The sequence below is a fragment of the Lelliottia sp. CFBP8978 genome, assembly GCF_034046055.2.
Classification (GTDB): Bacteria; Pseudomonadota; Gammaproteobacteria; order Enterobacterales; family Enterobacteriaceae; genus Enterobacter.
The window spans coordinates 2022695-2039331 of sequence record NZ_CM188253.1 but is presented as its reverse complement, the minus strand read 5'-3'; the positions used below and the strand labels follow the sequence as shown (position 1 = coordinate 2039331).

17 protein-coding genes and 1 pseudogene are annotated in these 16637 nt (G+C 50.4%); 8 read left to right on the top strand and 10 right to left on the bottom strand.

Annotated elements, in window-relative coordinates:
• Position 1: 1 nt before the first annotated feature.
• On the top strand, positions 2-1621 hold the full coding sequence (locus tag SOM82_RS09585) for an OmpA family protein (protein ID WP_320459401.1): 1620 nt from the start codon (positions 2-4) through the stop codon (positions 1619-1621).
• On the top strand, positions 1622-2092 hold the full coding sequence (locus SOM82_RS09580) for a DcrB-related protein (RefSeq protein WP_154125343.1): 471 nt from the start codon (positions 1622-1624) through the stop codon (positions 2090-2092).
• 40 nt (positions 2093-2132) lie between these two features.
• Here SOM82_RS09580 and SOM82_RS09575 read toward each other — a convergent pair whose 3' ends face one another.
• Positions 2133-2687 (bottom strand): LuxR C-terminal-related transcriptional regulator, encoded by a 555-nt coding sequence (locus SOM82_RS09575; RefSeq protein ID WP_501083561.1) that lies wholly within the window; start codon positions 2685-2687, stop codon positions 2133-2135.
• 562 nt (positions 2688-3249) lie between these two features.
• Between SOM82_RS09575 and SOM82_RS09570 the strand changes: the two genes are divergently transcribed.
• Positions 3250-3420, top strand: a complete 171-nt coding sequence (locus SOM82_RS09570) for a YnfU family zinc-binding protein (protein ID WP_320459399.1) — start codon at positions 3250-3252, stop codon at positions 3418-3420.
• A 144-nt stretch (positions 3421-3564) separates the two neighbouring features.
• Here the strand turns inward: SOM82_RS09570 and SOM82_RS09565 are convergent, their stop codons facing one another.
• On the bottom strand, positions 3565-3780 hold the full coding sequence (locus SOM82_RS09565) for a cold shock domain-containing protein (protein WP_154125341.1): 216 nt from the start codon (positions 3778-3780) through the stop codon (positions 3565-3567).
• 302 nt (positions 3781-4082) lie between these two features.
• Here SOM82_RS09565 and cspH point away from each other — a divergent pair, with 302 nt between their 5' ends.
• The gene (gene cspH, locus SOM82_RS09560) at positions 4083-4295 is read left to right on the top strand and encodes a cold shock-like protein CspH (RefSeq protein ID WP_154125340.1); all 213 of its coding nucleotides are present in this window, start codon (positions 4083-4085) and stop codon (positions 4293-4295) included.
• On the opposite strand, the pseudogene SOM82_RS09555 reads toward cspH, so the two are convergent.
• The 5 genes and pseudogenes from SOM82_RS09555 to SOM82_RS09535 form a co-directional block, all read right to left on the bottom strand.
• Positions 4292-4533: pseudogene (locus SOM82_RS09555) on the bottom strand (phenylacetic acid degradation protein PaaY); the annotation flags it as partial. The gene cspH and the pseudogene SOM82_RS09555 overlap by 4 nt on opposite strands.
• On the bottom strand, positions 4530-4850 hold the full coding sequence (locus SOM82_RS09550; RefSeq protein ID WP_320459398.1) for a YdbL family probable chaperone protein: 321 nt from the start codon (positions 4848-4850) through the stop codon (positions 4530-4532). The pseudogene SOM82_RS09555 and the gene SOM82_RS09550, both read right to left, overlap by 4 nt.
• A 7-nt stretch (positions 4851-4857) precedes the next feature.
• Complete coding sequence (locus SOM82_RS09545) at positions 4858-5049, bottom strand: YnbE family lipoprotein (RefSeq protein WP_154125338.1); 192 nt, start codon at positions 5047-5049, stop codon at positions 4858-4860.
• Positions 5046-7685, bottom strand: a complete 2640-nt coding sequence (locus SOM82_RS09540; protein WP_320459397.1) for a YdbH family protein — start codon at positions 7683-7685, stop codon at positions 5046-5048. The genes SOM82_RS09545 and SOM82_RS09540 overlap by 4 nt, the downstream gene beginning before the upstream one ends.
• A gap of 684 nt (positions 7686-8369) precedes the next feature.
• Positions 8370-8750, bottom strand: a complete 381-nt coding sequence (locus SOM82_RS09535; RefSeq protein WP_320459396.1) for a hypothetical protein — start codon at positions 8748-8750, stop codon at positions 8370-8372.
• Positions 8751-9364: 614 nt separating this feature from the next.
• Here SOM82_RS09535 and SOM82_RS09530 point away from each other — a divergent pair.
• Complete coding sequence (locus SOM82_RS09530; RefSeq protein WP_320459395.1) at positions 9365-10354, top strand: 2-hydroxyacid dehydrogenase; 990 nt, start codon at positions 9365-9367, stop codon at positions 10352-10354.
• A 53-nt stretch (positions 10355-10407) separates the two neighbouring features.
• Here the strand turns inward: SOM82_RS09530 and dcp are convergent, their stop codons facing one another.
• A complete protein-coding gene (dcp, locus tag SOM82_RS09525; RefSeq protein WP_320459394.1) occupies positions 10408-12447 on the bottom strand; it encodes a peptidyl-dipeptidase Dcp in 2040 nt (679 codons plus the stop codon).
• Between the two features lie 154 nt (positions 12448-12601).
• Between dcp and ydfG the strand changes: the two genes are divergently transcribed.
• Positions 12602-13348 (top strand): bifunctional NADP-dependent 3-hydroxy acid dehydrogenase/3-hydroxypropionate dehydrogenase YdfG, encoded by a 747-nt coding sequence (gene ydfG, locus SOM82_RS09520; protein ID WP_154125334.1) that lies wholly within the window; start codon positions 12602-12604, stop codon positions 13346-13348.
• A gap of 90 nt (positions 13349-13438) precedes the next feature.
• Positions 13439-14125 (top strand): GntR family transcriptional regulator, encoded by a 687-nt coding sequence (locus tag SOM82_RS09515; RefSeq protein WP_154125333.1) that lies wholly within the window; start codon positions 13439-13441, stop codon positions 14123-14125.
• Positions 14126-14169: 44 nt separating this feature from the next.
• Here the strand turns inward: SOM82_RS09515 and SOM82_RS09510 are convergent, their stop codons facing one another.
• Entirely contained in the window at positions 14170-14601 is a 432-nt protein-coding gene (locus SOM82_RS09510; RefSeq protein ID WP_154125332.1) for a universal stress protein, read from the bottom strand.
• Between the two features lie 287 nt (positions 14602-14888).
• Here SOM82_RS09510 and ydfZ point away from each other — a divergent pair, with 287 nt between their 5' ends.
• Positions 14889-15092, top strand: a complete 204-nt coding sequence (gene ydfZ, locus SOM82_RS09505; RefSeq protein ID WP_154125331.1) for a putative selenium delivery protein YdfZ — start codon at positions 14889-14891, stop codon at positions 15090-15092.
• 44 nt (positions 15093-15136) lie between these two features.
• Here the strand turns inward: ydfZ and SOM82_RS09500 are convergent, their stop codons facing one another.
• On the bottom strand, positions 15137-16600 hold the full coding sequence (locus SOM82_RS09500) for a mannitol dehydrogenase family protein (RefSeq protein WP_320459393.1): 1464 nt from the start codon (positions 16598-16600) through the stop codon (positions 15137-15139).
• Between the last annotated feature and the right edge of the window lie 37 nt (positions 16601-16637).

Here is a 16637-nt window from a genome sequence, read left to right as displayed (position 1 = left end):
TATGCTGAAACTCAATTTTTACGCCTTTCTGATTCTGATGACAGCTTCGCTGTTGCTGGCAATGGGTATTTATTCCCATCTGGCATGGAATGCGCTGTTTTCTGGCCTTGCCTTACTGTTTTTAATCCTCTGTGTGCGAGCTTTCATGCAGAGCAGCCAGTCGCCCTGCGAGCCTGATTGCGATCAACCGGACCCACACATTGTTGAGAAACAAATTTATCTGGTCACGGGCCCCTATGTTAGCCAGTGGTTTTCCGCTCAGCGCAAAGAGATGCTGCAACATCCTGTCACCGGCGCACTGTGGATTGGCGCCGTCACACAAGGAGACATCGTCAGGCAGCTTTCACAGCTCAATGCAGCGCAGGAACACCTTAAGGTAACGCTGTTTTTCCCGTTTTTTCCTGACGGACATGATACAGCCGCGCTGGCGATAGAATCGCTGCGTGCATGGCAAAAAGTCCTCCAGTCAATTGTTGTCGCGGAACCCCTGCCATGCATATTTGCCCTGTATTTCCGCTGCAGCGAAGAGCGTTTTGTACATGATCCCGATCGCGCGATCTGGCAAGAAACCCTGACTGGCGAGCAAACGCTCTCAATGATGTCAGTGGAAAATCTGATTTGTCAGAATGAAGACGAGTCTGCCTTCCTGACGCAACGCAAGGCGATGCTCTTAATGCTCTGGCAGTGGATGAATGAAGAGCAGATTTTATTATCCCTTAACGCGACATTGACTCATGCTTCATCCTGCCTGACACGCGTCATGGTTGCGGATTACGGGACTGGTTTTAACCGGCACGGCGCGTGGTCTCGCTGGCTGGAGGATAATTTCGCGATTCTCCCGGCGCTGACAAATTCGAAAATTTATCCACCGCTTCCGGCGTTCCCGGCCACGGTGATATTACCGGCTGTCAGATCCATCCCTGCCCCGCCACCACCGGTACGCCACAGTCCTACTGTAGGGTTAGTATTTACCGCGACGCTATTGATTGCCGCCAGCATGCTGTATGCCCGTTATCATGAGCAACAGCGTGCCGATGACCTCACCGGTACGATAACGTCGTTGCGGGACGTTCCAGCCGAGAATATCACTCAAACGTTTACCCTTATCGACAAGCTCGGTGTGCAACGGTCATCGCTTGAAACCTGTTCGGCACATCTCTTCTTTCAGAACTGGGGATTTTCTCAGTGTGGGGGATTGCTTGATATCGCGGATAAGCAGCTGGACGAGTACAGCCACTGGACAGTCTTTTCTTCAGCCAGTTCGGCGTCTCTGTTTGCTCCCGGCAGTGCGGTGATAATGCCAGGGCGTGAAGACCGCCTGCAACCCATCGTTACGCTTATTGAAAAGAACCCGACTATCTCATTTCTGATCGTGGGTCATACGGATAACAGCGGCGACGAAAAAAACAATTTACTGCTTTCTGAACAGCGTGCGCGGGAAGTCCGCGACTGGCTGTTACATCATACCCATGCCGCCGAGCAACGGTTTGTGCTGAAAGGTGAAGGTGATTCCTACCCGCTGGCCAGCAATTTGACTCAAGCCGGTAGAGAGATGAATCGGCGGATTGAAGTCTATCCTCTACACCCGACTCCCATTAACGTTAATGAGCATAATTTTTAAATGAAAACTCCGAACTACACCATTCTCGAAGGTAATTTCCTGAGCCAGGCTCCGGTGCTCGATCGCTCAGTCAATATTCTGATGTTCAGAGATCCCGACGATAATGAGTACAACATTATGATTAACCGGGCAACACTGGAAGAGGAGCAGGAAATTGAAGCATTTTGTGAAGCGCAAATTGAAGAACTTCGCAATAAATTACCGGGCTTCCAGATGGACGGTAAACTACTGAAAAATGAGATTGGTCCGGCGCGACTACCGGTGGTGCAGATTGCAAATCAATATTTACAGGATGGACAAAAAGTACGCCAGGTACAAACGGTCATTAAACTGCCGTGGCACGCTGTAACGAATCATAATGGTCGTGAAGTATTGATTTTTACTCTTTACTCCATGCAGGAGTTTTCGGACCATCAGCGCAAGCATTATGTGCAGATTATTAATACGTTCCAGCCAAACAACTCCCTCTAATCGCAAATAAACCCATGAGTTTCATGGGTTATTACACTTATCAGAGACAGAGGGTCGATCGTTCTCGTCCCTCATTACACATAATCATTGTGGCGTACTGATAAAGCTCTGCTCGTTTCGACATACCCATTTTACGCATAGCATTTCGGCAGTGTGTATTCACTGTTTTCTCAGAGCATTCAAGAATATTTGCAATATCTTTTGGGCGATATCCCTTACCGCAGTAGCACAGCACTGTATATTCTGCACCTGAGAGCTGATGATATGATTTAATCCCCAGGCGTTGATACACCATTCTCTTATCACACTCGAAATAAGGATAGTGAGTCATCATCATAATTTTTTCTAGCTTTGCATTAATCTCACTTAGATTCAGCGTGTTACACACAAAAGGAATATCTAACGTCTGTACCGTTTGTTCATGTTTTGGATAAATTATGCTGGCAACATTCTGTCTAAAAACGATACCACACGCTTTACCCTTCACAACTTTACTATCAGGCAAGGGTTTTTCGAAACGATAGATATGAGCAAGCATCTGATAAAGACCAAACTTATAATAATAATTATCAGTATATACTTTAATATTTTCCATCGTACTTTCCATAATGAGTAAAAAACCTTCAAGAAATTCCATTTAAAGAGAGCCTCTATTACAGCCCTACCACACTCGAATCATAATCCACATCAATAAAACGAAATCATACATATCTTTATGAGATATGTTTAAAAAATACATAACATAATGTATACAATCTATTTAACGCAACTGCGTTAACAAGGTTATGATAAGTGTAGTGAAATTTAAGAAGTTATAGCCTACGCCCGTTTAATTTACCACTTATAACCCCAAGATTATAATATTATTTTATGTACAGCGCAAAATAAGAATAACACACAAGAATATATCCTATATTAAACTATAAGATAGCTCTGCCATAACGATTGAAACTAAAACGTTTCCTGTAGCACTGGATTAGCGTGAACGTCTTAGAGAGTGAATTAACAGGCGAGGAATAAGATTCAGGAGTGGCGCGGGGATAAAATCACCATTGCTCAAGACAAAGTCAGGGGAAAGGTCGATTTTTCAAAGAGTAAAATGAATACGAGCTATTTAGGGACTAACCGTGTATGGTAGCAGGCCAATCACACAGGAAATGCCTATGTCCGATCGCAAAGATGGAAAAACCCGCCGAAACTTTCTGATTAAATGCCCTTGCCCGAATTGCACGAAAGACTCTGAACACAGCTATACCCGCGTTCAAAAAGGGTCACTGCTGGTCTGTCCGTACTGCAGCACGATGTTCAAATCCAACCAAAAAGTCTAACTTCTTGCCGGACATCACTCGCAAATTAACTCACGTTCGTGTGGGTTAATCAGAGCGAGACGGATGGAAAATGATTCTCTGCGGTTCTGACTACTCAGGCTCAGGCCTTCATCGTGGTTGCAGACTCGCAGAGGTCAAAACAGGTTAGTCGCGTAAAATAACGTTGCCCGCAGCCGGACCTTTCGCACCATCTTCAATGGTGAATTCCACTTTCTGCCCTTCAAACAAGGTTTTGAAATTATCACCTTGCAGCGCAGAAAAATGGACAAAGATATCTTTACTTCCGTCAACAGGGGAAATAAAGCCAAAACCTTTATCTTCGTTAAACCATTTTACTAAACCAATATTTTTTGCAGACATATAAAGCTCCTTTTTCTGGCCTCTCGGCAGACAAAATCTGTTGTACAGGAAACGTCTGGCATTCAATGATTAGACTCAAAAGGAGGGGATATCAGCGATAACGCCTGGTGATGAGAACTGCTTAGTGAAATGTTTTCAACGGCTCTGTATAGCGAATGAACTATTCCATTAATGCACGGCAAGTGATAATAAGCAATGTTTATTTTAGCCTTCCCAATCTGGCATGTCAGGAAAATATAATACTGGCTAAATGTGTCATTACGCGTATAGTCATTCAGCATTATTTACAGCAAGGATTTTATTTGTCTCGAAAAATGACAGGAATTGTCAAAACCTTTGATTACCACAGCGGCAAAGGCCTCATTATTCCCTCCGATGGCCGCAAAGATGTTCAGGTTCATATCTCTGCCTTAAGCTCCCACGATCCAGAAGCGCTTATCCCCGGTATCCGCGTCGAATTTTGTCGCGTGAATGGGCTGCGAGGTCCAACGGCTGCTAACGTTTATCTCTCTTAGCGTGACGATTTGGGTCGCAGATTTTCATCAAACATCAGGCGTGCTCTACCCGACTCTGCCTCACTGAGCGGTTCCACCTGATACTCGCAAATCCCCTGTTTTTTCCATTCAAGCTCCTGCGCGTTCAGCTCGCGAATGGCTTTGGCGAGGGGGCAGCCAATTATCAGATGATTGGCCGGCATCTCAGCGTTGGCCTTCACAAAGCGACTGCCCCCACAATGCTGTTTTCGCCAATCACTTCTTCAGCCACTTTCCGTTAATACCTTTTACGTACTCACCAGTACGCGCCCGGGCAACCAATTTTTGCCCTGCCATTTTTGCCACTTCGTCCACCGGCAGATTATTGCTGTCGGCCAGTTTTTGATAGCTTTCGCTGCGCGCAGCGTTGATCTGGCTGACCAATGCCAGCGTTTCTGCATCCTGACGCAGCGGAGCAATATAGCCATTCAGCGTTTCGCCAACCCGCCCCTGCGCGCGCGCTTCATTCAGGGTAATGGCCTGTGTTTGAGTGCTCATCCCCAGCAGCAGTACGCCCATTGCAAAAAGTCGTTTCATGGCATCCTCAGAACAGATCGCTTCGCGATTTCAGCAGCGTTTCTACGTCTTTATCCACTTTAATATGGATCTCATGCTCAATTTTGACGTTCATGTTAATGGTGATCGGCTCTTTTGGGGCCGCCACTTCGATGCGCGGCGTGCAGCCTGTCAGCATCGCGACCATGACCACGCCCAGCGCGCCTGCCTGCTTTTTCATCGTTGTTCCTCACATTCCTTGCCTGTCGGACAGCGGGCATCCGGTAACGCCGCGTGTTGCTCAAGCCATGCCTGTAAATTGTCGCCGTAACGCAGACTGCGCCACAGCGTAAAAAGATTTTCTTCGTGGGTATAATTGAGGTTCACGGCGTTGCTTTTACCGTCAACGCGACTGATACCGCTGATTGCCGCCTGCATGGTCAACACCCCTAAATTATCTACATTGATTTTCGTCCACGAGCGAGAAATTTCCATATAGCGAAGCCAGTTAATCGCCACGCCTGCCGCCATATTGTCTTTGACAATGGCATCCGCCGTGTCTTTGTCAATTCGCAGGGTCATCGTGCCGGGGTTGGTCAACCAGCCATCTTTGATAATCCACTTTTCATTCTCCAGCCAGAACGGGAGCGCCCCGCTTACCGGGCCGGACATCGCAAACTGTTTTGGATTGACGGCGCTGATCAGTTCGCTGGAGGAAATATTTTGCACCCGTAACAGAGCAGGATCGTGCTGGGGCATCCGCAGTTGTTGCAGGGTAATTTTGCCGCCCATCACATCAGTGCTGACGTTTGTCAGCAGCAGCGGTTGCTCTTCACTCCACGGATAGTTGCCCTGCAAATCGGCCGTGATATTGCGCGCAGTAAACTGGTTGATCGCTTCGGCGATGCGTAAGGTGACCGGTCCGCGCGTGCCCAGCGACCAGGTGCCCTCGCTAAAGCGGAACGGCAGGACAAAATCCACGCCGTTGATCTGGTTATCGGGTAACCAGGCGCTGCCGTTCTTAAGGACACCGTGTCCGCCCGCTTCGAAACCCTGGTCTGCCGCCGCAGAGAAGGCCACCTGCGCGTAGAGTTCGCCATCGCGAAGATTCATTTTCCAGTCTGGCGGAACGAGCGGCTGAAAAACGGTGAGTGACTGTTTTGGCCACCAGGCCTGGCCGCGCAGCCGTTCGCCATCCCAGCGGCCGTTGACGCGTACAGGGCCAATGGCCCCCGCATGCAGATCGCCTTTAAACTGGAAGAACGTCGGTTCACGGCCATCGACGCTGAATTTTAGCGTGGACGCCGGTAATACGCTGCCGCCCGAAAACGATGTCTGCCCGGCATCCAGCGATAACGCGCCGCTAAAGTGCGGATGAGTTTCGTCGCGCTGCCAGCGCACCGGCTTATCCAGCACCAGCTGCGGCTTGCTCATCAGCATGGTTCCGTACTGCAGCTTATCGAAACCGGTCGCCAGTTCGGTAAGCTCAATCACGCTGTCGCGCCATTCGCCTTTCCCGGCGACATCCCAGCGTGCGCTCATCGGCGTGAAGTTCCCCTCTCCCCAGTAGCGCCACTGCCACAGCCCCGAGTCCGGCAAGAAGTCGTTTGCCTGTCCGTCCAGATGCAGCACGAAATTCCCCATCTCGTTTTCATGCGCTTTAAGGATCGCCTGCAGGCGACCATCAACCCCCTTTTGCGAGAGCTTTACGCCCGCCAGCGGCAAACGGATTTCATCAATATTGAGTGAGTTAATCACCCTTCCACGCGAGCGCAGCAGCGCGCCTGGCTCGAACGACAGTTGTGGATCGACGAGGCTACCCGTCAGTTGCCCTGGCAGGATCGCATAGAGGATCAGGTCGCCCTGTTTGGCCTCACCCGTAAGCTGTAGCGGCATAGTGCTGTTGTCCATGCTCAGTTTGCCCGGCCCGACGGTGAGCACCGCATTCCCCTTTCCGGCATCCCCCTGGGTTAATACATTTAACCGCCCGCTGATCGTGGCCTGTTCCAGCCCCTGCTGCCAGTTTTCAACTTTCACGCCTACGCGGCCGCTCAGCGGCAGTCCGGAAAGCGCTGCGTTCCAGCGCCCGTCGCTCACGGTCAGTTGATCGGCCGTGAGTTGCCACGGCAAATCGAGCAGTGGATCGGGGTCATCACGAGACATCACCACCAGCTGGCCCCGGTTTTCCTGCCAGTCGAGTTCGGCATCCACCAGCGCTGACAGCTGTGGCACGTTAAAGGTGGCCTGAGCGTGCCCCTTCACCGGCGCACCGTCCGGTATCACTGGCAGGGTGAATTCGCCCGTCAAAGCGATCGGCTGGGGGCTATTTGGCAGGCGAAGCTCAAACTCGCTCAGAGTCAGCTTTTGTCCGCGAAGGCTTCCGCGCACCTTCACCTGTTCGCCCTGATAGATGATTTCCTGCGCCGATGGCGTCAAAGAGACATTGAGTTTACCCTGCCACTGCTGCCATGGAGATAACGTTAAGCGATCGACCGTCAGCCAGGTATTCGGCAACAGCGACTGCCATTCGGCGAGCGTTTTTGGCGCAGTATTGGCGTGTTCCGCTTGCGGTAATTGACTTAAGCAGGCGGTATTGAGATCCAGCTCACCCACGTCCAGCTTCCAGCGACTGGGATGAGAGACGGTGGCAATTTTCACTCGGGCAATTTCACAATCCTCAACCAGATAGCGAAGATCGGGAATCACAATATGGTTGCGATGCACACGCGGGCTCTCTTCAAACGCGATACGGGTCCCGACTGGCAGCCAAATCCCGGCAAGGGTTGGCAGCCACTGGGCAAGCGTCATCAGCAGCGTTAGCGGCAAAAGAATGAACAATAGCAGTAGCGCAATTGCGGCTTTGTATTTACCCCTCATGGGCAGTTAATATCCTGATTTAGCGAAAAAATAAGCCGACAGTGCCCGTCATTGTGGCATGTTTAGCCAGTCAGTTGAAGTAAACGCCCGTTTTAAGGATAGATGTTTTGGCTGCAGATGGTGAAGTTTTAACAATAAATCATTCATATAGTCACAATAATTCAATGGGTTATGCTATACATTCATGCACCGAATAAGAGTGGGCAGCATAGACAGCGCACGATGCAGGTTTTCCGTGAGCGATTACCGATCGCCACAATGAGTCACCAGAAAACGTCCCTTTTGTGTCGCTGCTTATAATCAGGCAACGAGTTGCTTTATCAGGGCTCAGTAAGCGATGTTCGCGACAGCTCTTCAAGGCGAGCAGTCTGAAAAATGGATATATATTCATCAGCAATCATAACGTTAAAGCTAAATCTTCAAAGTTTGCTTATGATATTTTGATCACACAGTATATAGACCATAATAAGTGAAATTGGGCTTACTGAATAACGACAGTAATTTCATTCTGAAAGGATGTACAAAACCATTATAAGAACGTTCTAAAAACCTTGCCACATTTAAAACCAAAGACAATATTTCGGTTAAATATATATTCCTCTCCTCGTTATAATCGTTATTATCATTTAACAAAAAGCCCCAAAGCGGGGCTCAATATTATTATCAGTTACCAGGATTCATTTTTTAATGATTTGCCACCAGCGTTGAGCTTGCAACTTTTGGTTTTAATGAATACATTCCGCCGTTAAGAGGATCGACTAATAACCAGCCCATCAGGCCTCCGAAAACAATGTTCCCGCCAATATACCAGCCATTTACAGAGTGAGTAATTGGCAGCGTATTCGAACCGTAACCCTCTTTGTTAAACGTGATTTGATAATCTTTCCCACCAAAATAGCTGCCATCTGATTTATCCAGTACGACGTTCTGCGGGGTGGTACCGGAAGTAATGAGCATTCCATTTTCGTCTTTAATTTCAAATTTAGCACCTTGAGGATTACTGTTAACCTGTACAGTTTGCGCGTTATCACCGACAATAGTTGCGCAACCGGTCAATCCAAACATCCCTAAAAAAAAGCACAAGACAATAAATTTTTCACAAACACCTACTGTCCTAATAATATTTAGCCGAGATTAGCGGTCAGACAGTAAATGCCATTAATGTATACAGCAATGCGCAAGATCAAATAAAAAATTCGGAAAGAGGCATGATTCTTCGTTGACGGTTCTACTGGATAAGATTTCGACTGCGTTGCATATTTTTTCGAAAATAACGCTTTCTTAACATATTTAGCCATTAAAACGCTCTTTGCTCTTGTTTTTCATTCTCTGTGTCAATCCTGTCGTATCGAAACTTGTTATGCTCTCCCATCAGATGTTAACCCTTTCATTGCCCAGCATTTAGCTATGGATTTAACCACCTAATTTATGGGGCTAATCAGGATTAGACTGGCAGTCTCCGCAAAAACTCAGGGAGCATGCTAACCGCAAATGCTGGCGGCAAAGCCCCAGAAGTAAATGCATACATAAGAAAACTGTTTAGTTTGAATATCATAGAAATTATGGTTACAGATGCTCTAAAATTATTCATAGAACTTATTGAATTCAATAATATTTTATAAATTGTAAGATTATTTTAATCATGCTAACGTGAATGCAAAATCACTGGAGAAAGTCTTATGAAACTCGCGGTATATAGCACAAAGCAGTACGATAAAAAGTATCTGCAACATGTTAACGAGCCTTACGGATTCGAACTTGAATTTTTCGACTTTCTGCTTACCGAAAAAACCGCTAAAACGGCCAACGGATGTGAAGCGGTGTGTATTTTCGTCAATGATGACGGCAGCCGCCCGGTCCTGGAAGAGCTGAAAAAGCACGGCGTGAAATACATCGCGCTGCGCTGTGCGGGTTTCAATAACGTCGATCTGGATGCAGCCAAAGAGCTGGGTCTGAAAGTAGTACGCGTACCGGCCTATTCTCCGGAAGCGGTCGCGGAACACGCCATCGGCATGATGATGTCGCTGAACCGACGTATTCACCGCGCCTATCAACGCACCCGTGATGCTAATTTCTCTCTTGAAGGTTTGACCGGCTTTACTATGTACGGTAAAACCGCCGGGGTCATTGGTACCGGTAAGATTGGCGTTGCCGCCCTGCGTATTCTTAAAGGTTTCGGTATGCGCCTGTTGGCGTTTGATCCGTATCCGAGCGCGGCCGCGCTGGAGCTGGGCGTTGAGTACGTCGATCTCCCGACTCTGTTCTCGGCGTCAGACGTGATTTCTCTGCACTGTCCGCTGACGTCGGAAAATTACCATTTACTCAACCAGAGTGCGTTTGAGCAGATGAAAGACGGGGTGATGATCATCAACACCAGCCGTGGCGGCCTGATTGATTCGCAGGCGGCAATTGAAGCCCTGAAAACGCAAAAAATCGGCGCGCTGGGGATGGACGTTTACGAGAACGAACGCGATCTGTTCTTTGAAGACAAGTCCAACGACGTGATTCAGGACGACGTATTCCGTCGCCTCTCAGCCTGTCACAACGTTCTGTTTACCGGGCATCAGGCATTCCTGACCGCCGAGGCACTCATCAGTATTTCTGAAACGACGCTGGATAATTTGCAGCAGCTGGCAAAGGGCGAAGATTGTCCAAACGTGCTGGCATAATGTGTGACATTAAAGAAAACCGGGCAAGTGCCCGGTTTTTTCATATAAAAAGCTTATTCACTCAGCCCGCGGTTTTTGAGCATCGGTTCAATGCGTGGGTCGTGGCCGCGCCACTCACGGTATAACGCTTCCAGATCGCTGCTGTTCCCGCGCGACAAAATCGCTTCGCGGAATTTTTGCCCGTTTTCACGCGTTAACCCGCCCTGTTCGACAAACCACTGATAGCCATCGTCCGCCAGCATTTGCGTCCACAGATAGGCGTAATACCCCGCCGCGTAGCCGCCGCCGAAAATATGAGCGAAGTAGCTACTGCGATAGCGGGGTGGTATCGCGGGAAGATCCAGCCCCTCTTTTTGCAGCGCTGCCTGTTCAAAGGCGTCAACATCAACGACCGCCTCCTGCGCGCCAATACTATGCCAGTTCATGTCCAGCAGCGCAGCACTGAGCAGCTCCGTCATGTCATAGCCTTTATTAAACTGGGTCGCATTGAGCATTTTCTCACGCAGGGCATCCGGCATGGGTTCGCCGGTCTGATAATGACGGGCATAGTGAGCAAAGACCTGCGGATGGCTGGCCCAGTGTTCATTGATTTGTGACGGGAATTCGACAAAATCACGAGGCGTATTGGTGCCGGATAAGGTGGCAAAACGCTGATCGGCAAACAGGCCATGCAGGGTATGGCCAAATTCATGGAACAGCGTGATCACGTCATCCCAGGAGAGCAGCGCCGCCTGGCCATTGGCCGGTTTTTGATAGTTACAGACGTTATAAATGACCGGGCGCGCGGCCAGCTCATGCGACTGCTCCACGAAATTGCCCATCCATGCCCCGCCGCCTTTGGAATCTCTGGCGAAGAAATCACCGTAGAACAGCGCCATGCCTTCCCCGGTATGGTCAAAAATTTCCCAGACGCGCACATCCGGATGATAAACGGGAAGATCAAAACGCTCGACAAAACGAATTCCAAACAACTGGCTCGCCGCCCAGAACACGCCATCACGCAATGTGGTATCGAGGGCAAAATACGGCTTGATTTGCGACTCATCCAGCGCGTATTTCCCCAGACGAACACGCTCTGCGTAGAAGGCCCAGTCCCAGGCCTGCACGCTAAAACCGCCCTGTTCGTCGTCGATCGCTTTTTGGATATCCGCCTGCTCAAGCGCGGCGCGCTCACGGGCGGCCGGGACGATGCCGCGCATAAATTTCAGCGCCGCTTCGGGGGTTTTCGCCATCTGATCGGCTGTGCTCCAGCTGGCATAGCTTTCGAATCCCAGCAGCTGTGCCCGACGCGCTCGCAATTGCGCCAGGCGACGAACAAGCTCACGCGTATCGTTTTCGTCCCCTTTTTGGGTGCGGAACCAGCCCGCTTTAAACAAATTTTCTCGCGTTTGTCGGTCCTGCAAAGACGCAAGCGCCGGTTGTTGAGTGGTATTCAATAACGGGATTAACCAGCGCTCAGCCAGTCCTTTTTCAGCGGCGGCCTGCGCAGCGGTGGCGACCTCATCAGCAGATAATCCCTCCAGCTGATGCGCATAATCCACCACCAGCCCACCCGCTTTATCTGCCGCCAGAAGCCGCTGGTTAAACTGACTGGTCAGTGACGCGGCCTCAGTATTGAGGGTTTTCAGCTCGGCTTTCTGCGCATCACTGAGTCTGGCACCCGCCAGAATAAAGTGCTGATGCATCTCTTCCACCAGACGACGCGGCTCGGCATCCAGCGATTCGCGCGCCTGCCACACCGCATCGACGCGGGAAAACAGCGCGTCATTGAGCCAGATGTCATTCGATAATCTCGCCAGCTCGGTAGAGAACGCTTCGTCGAGCTCCTGCAAATAATCGTTGGTATGCGCCGACGTCATGGCAAAGAACACACTGCTGACCCGGGCAAGCATCGCGCCGCTTTTTTCCAGCGCCAGAATGGTGTTATTGAAATCCGGCGCGGCAGATTCGGCAATAATGGCCTCTGTATCGGCATACTTCTGGCGTATCGCCTCGTCAAACGCCGGACGATAATGGCTGTCTTCGATAAGATCGAAGCGAGGCGCCTGATAAGGCAGCAGGCTGATTTCAAAAAACGGATTAGCAACCGACATCTTTTACTCCTGGCATAGTGTTATGCCCCCAGAGTAGGACAGCCAGCAGTGGCCTGCAATCCTCTGCATACGTTGGGTAACAAAAGTTGCCTTAACGAGGAGCCAGATGGCGTGCTATGGTTGTAAAACACAAAAAGCGTTGAGGAACAGTGAGATGATAATTTTAGTTACCGGGGCAACGGCGGGTTTTGGTGAAAGCATCACGCGTCGCTTCGTCGCCAATGGGCACAAAGTGATTGCAACGGGTCGCCGTCAGGAGCGTTTGCAGGAGCTGAAAGAGGAGCTGGGCGATAGCATTCTGACCGCGCAGCTCGACGTGCGTAATCGCGCCGCAATTGAAGAGATGATTGCTCATCTGCCCGCAGAATGGCGTGCCATTGACGTGCTGGTCAACAACGCCGGTCTGGCGCTGGGTCTGGAGCCTGCGCATAAGGCCAGCGTCGAAGACTGGGAAAACATGATCGATACCAATAACAAAGGCCTGGTGTACATGACTCGCGCAGTCCTGCCTGGCATGGTGGAGCGTAACCGCGGTCACGTCATCAATATCGGCTCAACGGCCGGTAGCTGGCCTTATGCCGGCGGTAACGTCTACGGCGCAACCAAAGCCTTTGTTCGTCAGTTCAGCCTGAATCTGCGTACCGACCTGCACGGCACGGCGATCCGCGTCACGGATATCGAGCCAGGCCTGGTGGGCGGCACCGAGTTTTCTAACGTCCGTTTCAAAGGTGATGATGCCAAAGCGGGCAAAACCTACGAAAACACCGAAGCCCTGACCCCGGAAGATGTCACCGAGGCCGTCTGGTGGGTGGCGACGTTACCGAAACACGTCAATATCAATACCGTTGAAATGATGCCCGTCAGCCAGAGTTTTGCCGGTTTAAGCGTTCATCGCGGATGATTTTCCCATACCCGGCCTGCTGGCCGGGTATGGGCTGCCCCTCGAAAGAATGGTAGTATGATCAGGTTAACTCTCTGAGAAATCACAACCATGGCCGCTGAATCGCAACTCAATCCCACACAGCCTGTTAATCAGCAAATTTACCGCATTTTGCGTCGCGATATCGTGCATTGCCTGATCCCGCCCGGTACGCCGCTATCCGAAAAAGAAGTGTCGGTGCGTTTTGACGTTTCTCGTCAGCCGGTTCGCGAAGCTTTTATTAAGCTTGCCGAGAACGGCCTGATCCAGATTCGCCCGCAGCGCGGCAGCTACGTGAATAAAATCTCGCTGTCACAGGTGCGCAATGGCTGTTTTGTCCGCCAGGCCATTGAATGCGCCGTGGTGCGCCGTGCGGCTTCCCTGGTAGACGATCATCAGTGCTATTTGCTGGAACAGAATCTTCATCAGCAGCGTATTGCGATTGAGCGTAAACAGCTCAATGACTTTTTCCTGCTCGACGATGAATTCCATCAGAAGCTGGCGCAAATTGCGGATTGCCAGCTGGCGTGGGATACCATTGAAAATATCAAAGCGACTATTGACCGGGTGCGTTATATGAGCCTCGATCATGTCTCGCCGCCAGAAATGTTGTTACGCCAGCATCATGATATTTTTGCCGCGCTCGAAAAACGCGATGGCGAGAGTGTGGAAAAGGCGATGACGTTGCATCTTCAGGAAATTGGCGAATCGGTCCAGCTTATTCGCCAGGAAAATAGCGACTGGTTTAGCGAAGACTGATCTTTATATTGCATCCCGGTAGTGACCGGGATGCAGGAAAATGATTAACGAACCACTAATACCGGGATTTTTGCGTAGCGAATAACAGATTCTGCATTAGAGCCCAGTAAATGTGATGACATTCCCGGCGTTTTCGAACCAATAACAATCACCTCGTAGTCATCTTTATTGCTCATGGCGATGATTTCGTCGCGCACATTGCCAAAGCGCACTTCGATACGAATTTTGTCCGGCGCAATATCAAATAACCGTTTTAATTCGTTCATTTTTTTCTCTGACTCGGCAATCATAAATGTCTCAAACTTTTTAATATCCGAGGCAAATCCGCGCAGCAGGGAGCGACTGCTGACAGGCAGGATATTCACTAACGTGATGGTGGCATTATCCGACCTGGCCAGAAACTCCGCATGACGCACCGCTTTGTCACTCAGGTTCATCTCAAATACATCAACAGGCATCAAAATCTTCTTATACATAAGCCTTTTCCTCTTTCCGATTCAGGCGTCTATTATCTGCATTAAGAGTGACACCCGTATCTGAAACGGATATTAAACGGTCCCTGGTAGAAACTATCAATTAATGAAAACAAATGTCTGCTTTGTCAATTACCGTCTGAGGGGGTCAATACGGTTAAATTTTCAGGAAAAAAGTGTGCGTTTGATCAAAAACAAAAAAATCTTCTCGCGGGAGGCGTATTTATGTCTTCCGTCAGCGGCACAGCTGTTATATCGCCGCGATGTGGTGTTAAAGAGGAGAAATAACCATGATGACTTACGATCGTAACCGCAATTCCATTACCACCGGCAGCCGCGTGATGATTAGCGGCACCGGGCACACGGGTAAAATCAGAGCAATCCACAGCGAAGGCCTTGATGCCGCGCAGGTTCGCCGCAACAAAACGGTGGAAGTGGAAGGCTGTGAAGGGAAATTTGCGCCGGTTGAACTGATTCGTCTGGGTATGCACTAAGGGCCTGAAATCGCATGCCGCCGCGAACGGCGGCATGAAAGGGATTAATACTGTGCAGCGTATTGAGCGACGGTGGATTTCGCCCCCTGCTCCAGCAAGGTCATGTAGGCTTTCATGACCGCCTCTACAAAGGTCGCTTCCAGCGGTAGCTCTTTGCCGAAAATCGCCTCGATACCCAACAACGCATGAACGCGGCGTTCTCCTTCCTGACTACCGTTCACCGCCGTCTGAATGTCGGCCAGCAGCGGATCGCAGACTTCAATCGCCTTCCCGCTCTCATCCACCCCACCCACATAGCGCATCCAGCCCGCGATGCCGAGCGCCAGCAACGGGAATTGACGCTGATGCATCAGGTGCCAACGCACAGAATCCAGCATACGTTGTGGCAATTTCTGACTGCCATCCATCGCAATTTGCCAGGTACGATGACGCAGAGCCGGATTGCTGTAGCGCGCAATCAGCAGATCGGCATAGCGAGCCAAATCGACGCCTTTCACCTTCAGAGTCGGAGCCTGTTCCTGGAGCATTAAGGCGTGGGCGGCCTGACGATAGTGCGCATCTTCCATGCAGTCATTGATATGCTGGTAGCCCGCCAGATAGCCGAGATACGCCAGGAAAGAGTGACTGCCATTTAACATGCGCAGCTTCATCTCCTCGAACGGGATAACGTCTTTCACCAGTTCCGCGCCTGCTTTTTCCCACTCCGGGCGTCCGGCAACAAAGTTATCTTCAACGACCCACTGACGGAAAGGTTCGCAGGCTACGCCAGCCGGATCGCGCACACCCGTGATCTGTTCGATTTTATCCAGCGTTTCCGCTGTCACCGCCGGGACAATACGATCGACCATTGTCGACGGGAACGTCACGTTCGCTTCAATCCAGTCGGCAAGTTCGCTGTTCACCGCTCGCGCATACGCACAGGTGACGTTACGCATGACATGGCCATTTTCCGGCATGTTGTCGCAGGACATGACGCTGAACGCCGGTAATCCAGCGGCTTTACGTCGTGCCAGCGCCTCAACAACCACACCCGGCGCCGATGTTGGCTGATGCGGATTTTGCAAATCGGCGGCGATCAACGGGTGATCGAGCATCAGCTGGCCGGTTGCCGGTGCATGGCAGTAGCCTTTTTCGGTAATGGTGAGCGAAACAATCGCCACCTGCGGCTCGCACATGGCCGCCAGCACGGTTTCCAGGCCGTCCACACTGGCGTGAATGGCTTTTTTTACTACGCCAACCACGCGCGCAGTCCATGCGTCGGCAGACATTTCAGCCACCGTGTAGAGATTATCCTGTGCGTTCAGATCGGCAATCTGCTGTTCGCCGCCAATCAGGTTAACTTCACAGTAACCCCAGTCGCTGCCTTGCTCTGCCGCCAGGATATCGGTGTACACCGCCTGATGCGCGCGATGGAATGCGCCAAACCCTAAATGAACAATGCGTGTCTTCAGGTTGTCGCGATCGAACTGAGGCAGCGTGGCTTTCGCCTTTAATAACCGGTTTTCCATGATTGTGACTCGTCAGATAAATAATGAAGCCAGATTT